The organism is Streptomyces sp. NPDC006368 (genome assembly GCF_040612535.1).
Lineage (GTDB): Bacteria > Actinomycetota > Actinomycetes > Streptomycetales > Streptomycetaceae > Streptomyces.
This window is the reverse complement of sequence record NZ_JBEXQK010000091.1, coordinates 1-4,938: the sequence shown is the minus strand read 5'-3', so window position 1 is coordinate 4,938 and position 4,938 is coordinate 1. Positions and strand designations below refer to the sequence as shown.

The 4,938-nt window shown below is 70.4% G+C and carries 1 protein-coding gene and 1 pseudogene; both read left to right on the top strand.

Annotated elements, in window-relative coordinates; translation table 11 throughout:
• Nucleotides 1–94: 94 nt before the first annotated feature.
• Nucleotides 95–1,993 (top strand): annotated as a pseudogene (locus tag ABZZ38_RS30215) (response regulator); the annotation flags it as partial.
• A 271-nt stretch (nt 1,994–2,264) separates the two neighbouring features.
• The gene (locus tag ABZZ38_RS30210; protein ID WP_356745707.1) at nt 2,265–4,661 is read left to right on the top strand and encodes a SpoIIE family protein phosphatase; all 2,397 of its coding nucleotides are present in this window, start codon (nt 2,265–2,267) and stop codon (nt 4,659–4,661) included.
• The last annotated feature ends 277 nt before the right edge of the window (nt 4,662–4,938 follow it).

Here is a 4,938-nt window from a genome sequence, read left to right as displayed (position 1 = left end):
GCGAGCTGGAGGCCGAAGGCCGCGAGGGTGCGGATGGTGCGGTCGAGGCGGCCGTCGGCGAAGAGGCCGCCGCGGTGCGCCCGCAGCGAGGTCTGCGCAGCGGCTGACGGCCGAACTCCAGGCCCGGTCCGAGGAGCTCCAGGTGCAGCAGGAGGAGCTCCAGCGCTCCAACGCCGAACTGGAGGAGAAGGCCGCGCTGCTGGCCGCGCAGAACCGCGACATCGAGACCAAGAACCTGGAGATCGAGCAGGCGCGGCAGGAGCTGGAGGCACGGGCGCAGCAGCTTGCGCTGGCCTCCAAGTACAAGTCGGAGTTCCTCGCCAACATGAGCCACGAGCTGCGTACGCCGCTCAACAGCCTGCTCATTCTGGCGCAGTTGCTGGCGCAGAACCCGACGCGCAACCTGACGCCGAAGCAGGTCGAGTACGCGGGCATCATCCACTCGGCCGGGTCCGACCTGATGCAGCTGATCAATGACATCCTGGACCTGTCCAAGGTCGAGGCGGGGAAGATGGACATCAACCCCGAGCCGGTCGCGCTGCGGCAGTTGCTGGACTACGTGGAGGCCACCTTCCGGCCCATGACCACGCAGAAGAACCTCGACTTCACCATCAGTGCCGCTCCGGGCGTCCCGACCGATGTGCTGACCGACGACTCCCGGCTGCGGCAGGTGCTGCGCAACCTGCTGTCCAACGCGGTCAAGTTCACCGAACACGGCAGCGTCGAGTTGCGCATCGAGAAGGCCACGGACGACGAACTTCCCTCTTCCATGCGCCGTGGTGAGGCGGTGCTGGCGTTCCGCGTCATGGACACGGGCATCGGTATCGCCGAGCAGCACCTGGAGGCGATCTTCGGCGCCTTCCAGCAGGCGGACGGCACCACCAGCCGCAAGTACGGGGGCACCGGGCTGGGTCTGTCCATCAGCCGGGAGATCGCGCATCTGCTGGGTGGCGCGGTCAGCGCCGAGAGCGTGCCGGGACAGGGCAGTACGTTCACGTTGTACCTGCCGGTGGCGCGGGCCGACTGGGAAACCGCCGTCCTCGCCGGGGGTCTCCCGCCGGCCACGGCGGACGGGACGGCCGGCAGAGCGGGCAGCACGCCGCCGGCGGTCCGCACGGCCCCGGCGCCTCGGCAGAAGCGCCGGTTGCTGGTGGTCGAGGAGCGTTCGCGCGGTCTGCTGTCACTGGTGGCCGAGAGCGCGGTCGCCGATCTGTCCGGGACGCAGGATCTCGCCAAGCGCACGGCGGACATCGAGGTCATCACGGCCGTGGGCGCGCAGGAGGCGGCGGAGAGTCTGGCCGCGGGGCCCTTCCATTGCGTGGTCCTGGAACTCGACATGCCCAAGGATGAGGCCCTGCGGTTCCTGACCGCCATGGATGGTGACGCGGCGGTGACGACCGTGCCCGTCCTCGCGCACAACAGTCGCCGTCTGGAGCCGGCCCAGGAGGAGCGGCTCCAGACCCTGGCAGACGCCCGGCCGCTGGAGCTGATCTCCAGCCTCGACGAGCTGCGCGAGAGGGTCGCCCTGCACCTGTCCGCCGAGGAACCGGGGGACGTGCTTCCGTTGGTGCGCCCGGAGGAAACGCGCAGGCAGTCCTCGCAGCCGGTTCACGGGAGCCTTTCCGGGCACACGGTGCTGGTGGTGGACGACGACGCTCGCAACCTGTACGCCATCAGCGGCATCCTGGAGCTGCACGGCATCAACGTCCTGCACGCCGAGAACGGCCGCAAGGGAATCGAGGCACTGCGTGAGCACCCCGAGACGGATTTGATCCTGATGGACGTGATGATGCCGGAGATGGACGGCTACGCCGCGACGTTCGCCATAAGGGAGGACCCCGCCTATGCCGAGCTGCCCATCATCGCGGTGACGGCGAAGGCCATGCCGGGCGACCGGGAGAAGAGCCTGGCGTCGGGGGCGAGCGACTACGTCACCAAGCCCGTCGACGCCGACGACCTCATCGCCTGCATCGGGCGCTGGCTGACCACCTAGGGCACCGGGGGCCGTTGAGGCCTGTGCACATCGCTTCACCCCCACCGCCCATCACCGACCGAGGAGCCGGCAGCACGTGAGCACTCCTGAGAACGCCGCGGAGCCCGTAGAGGGGGACGGGCTGCTGAGGCCTGCCCCCGCAGGCCGGTCGTATCCCCCTGTCCCCACTCAGGCGACGTCGTCCCCCGATGGTGCGTCCGAGAGAGCGGGCCGTCCCCCGGCCGACGACGCCGACTCGCGGGCGGCCCTGGCGATCCCGCCGGGAGCCGAGGTGGCGGCCGGGGCCGTACCGGAGGGGCTCGCCGAGGAAACCTCCGCACCCGAGGAGAACAGCGGCCTCGGCCGCCTGGCCGCGACGGTGGAGCGGCTGCGTGGCGAGATCCGTGCCGCGCAGGCGGCAGCCGACGGTCGCGCCCTGGTGGAGCTCGCCAAGGGCGTGCTGATCGAGCGGCTGCAGTGCGGGCCGGCCGCGGCCGCGCAGCAGCTGGCCATGCTGGCCGACGAGTCGGGTGTGTCACAGCTGGAGCTGGCGGCGGACATCGTCAACGAGTCGGCCCGTGACCACGTCACCGAGATCGCCAACGACTTCCTCAGGCGAACCAGCGGCGAGCCGGGCACCGGGGACGACGACACCTCCGTCGGTGTCCGCCTGCGCACGGCCGAAAGCGGCGCCCTGGCGGCGGACGACACCCAGGCGGTTGCCGAGTCCCTCCTGGAACACGCTCTGGCGCCGCTCGGTGCCAACGCCGTCGCCGTGTGGACGGCCGGCTTCGACGCCTCGCTGACGCTTTCCGGCCACGCCGGTTTCGCCGCTGACGAGGCCGCCCGCTGGCGCTACGTCCCCCCGGGCGTGTCCACGCTGGCCCGCCAGGCCCTGAGCGAACGCCGGGCCATCCGGATCGCCTCCTTGGACGCGGCGGCTCTGCCCTCCATCGGCTGGGCGCAGAAACCCCGTGGCGGCCGCGTGGCCGTCCCGGCCGGAACGGGCGGGCGCGTCCACGGAATTCTCGAGATCTGCTGGCCCGGTCCCCTGGAACCTCAGCCGCCGCAGATCATGCGCCAGATCGAGGCCCTGGCCGAGCTGTGCGCCCATACTCTCGACGGCCACTCGATCTCCACCGCCCCACCCCCGGCTCCGCCCTGGATGACCACTCCCGACCTTTCCGAGCTGGTGGATCTCTCCGAGGGCCTGTACGACCCGGCGCTCGTCCTGACCCCGTTCATGGAGGCCGACGGCCGCCTCGCCGACTTCCGGATCCATCACGTCAACAGCCACTTCCTCGACCCGGCCGGACGCCCCCGCAGCGCCATCGCCGGAGCGCTGCTGCTCGAGGCCTATCCCATGGCGGTCGGCGGCAGCGAGCTCTTCGAGGAGATCGCCCGCGTCTACGCGACCGGTGAGCCGTTCCGTGTCCAGCGGATGACTCTCACCGCCCTGGTCGGTCAGGTGCCTCTCGCCGCCGTCGCCGACATCAGCGTCAGCCGCCACGGCAGCAGTGTGCTGATGATCTGGCGGGTCGAGGACGACACGGCGCGCCTGGCCAACCTCCTGCAGCACGCCCAGCGTCTCGGGCAGATCGGCGGGTTCGAGGAGAACCTCGCCACGGGCGAGATCATGTGGAACGACCAGCTGTTCGACCTCTACGGCCGTCCCCGTCACACCGTTCCCGTGCCTCTGGGGGCGCTCACCGCACACGCCCATCCCGATGACGCCACCACCATCGGCCGTTTCCTGCGCGCGGTGCTGCATCACCGGCGACCGGCTTCCGCAGCCTTCCGTCTGCAACGCCCCGACGGCGTCACCCGGCACATGCGCGTGATCGCCGAGCCCGTACTCGACGCCGACAACCGGCTCATGGCCGTGCGCGGCGCCTACCAGGACATCTCCGCGCAGCACTGGACGGAGGTCGCGCTGGCGGCGACCCGCGATCAGCTGGCGCACACCGAGCAGCAGGCCGCCGAACGCAACCGTCTGACCCTGCAGTTGCAGCACGCCATCATGCCGCCGGCGCAGGCTCCGCTGGACAGTCCGGGCCTGCAGATCGCCGTGCGGTACCGCCCGGCGGAGTCCGACTCGATGGTGGGCGGAGACTGGTACGACGCCGTCGTCCTGCCCTCCAAGCAGATCATGCTGTGCGTGGGGGACGTGGCCGGCCACGGCATCGAGGCCGCCACCAGCATGGTGGTACTGCGCAACGCCATGCGCGGCCTGGCGGTCACCGGAGCCGGGCCGGCCCAGCTGCTGTCCTGGCTGAACATCGTGGCTCATTACCTCACCGACCACGTCACGGCCACCGCGGTGTGCGGCCTGTACGACCCCGAGAAGCGCACCTTGCGCTGGGCGAGGGCCGGTCACCTGCCGCCTGTCCTGATCCGGGGGCAGAAGGCGAACACCCTGCGCACCGTCGGTGGCATCCTCCTCGGCGCCCTCTCGGAGGCGACCTACGAGGAGGAGGAGTTGCAGATGGAGCCCGGTGACACGCTGCTGATGTACACCGATGGACTGGTCGAGCGCAGGGACGAGTCGGTCCAGGACTCGCTGGCCCAGCTTCTGACCAACGCCCGGATCCCGACCACCACGCTGGAGCAGCGGCTTGACGGGCTGCTCACGCACAGCAAGTCCGACACGGACGACGACACGTGTCTGATCGGTATCCAAGTCGTGTGAGCCACGCGGTCCGATGGGGTCGCGGCGCGCGGGCGATGGGCCGGCGGGGATGGCGTCGCCGCCCACCTGGGCGGATACCCGGGGCGTAGGGTGGCTGGATGCCGGTGGCGCGCTGACCCCGGCAGGCGTCCCAGGTGCGTCATGGGTGTGAGGTTGTTGTCGTCAGTACCGAGGAGGGCCCGTGTCTCAGCGACTGACAAGGCCGTTGCGAAGTGTCACAGTTGAGGACATGCATTCCGAGAGTTCTCCAGGCGCCGACCGGGATGCTGCCGCCCAC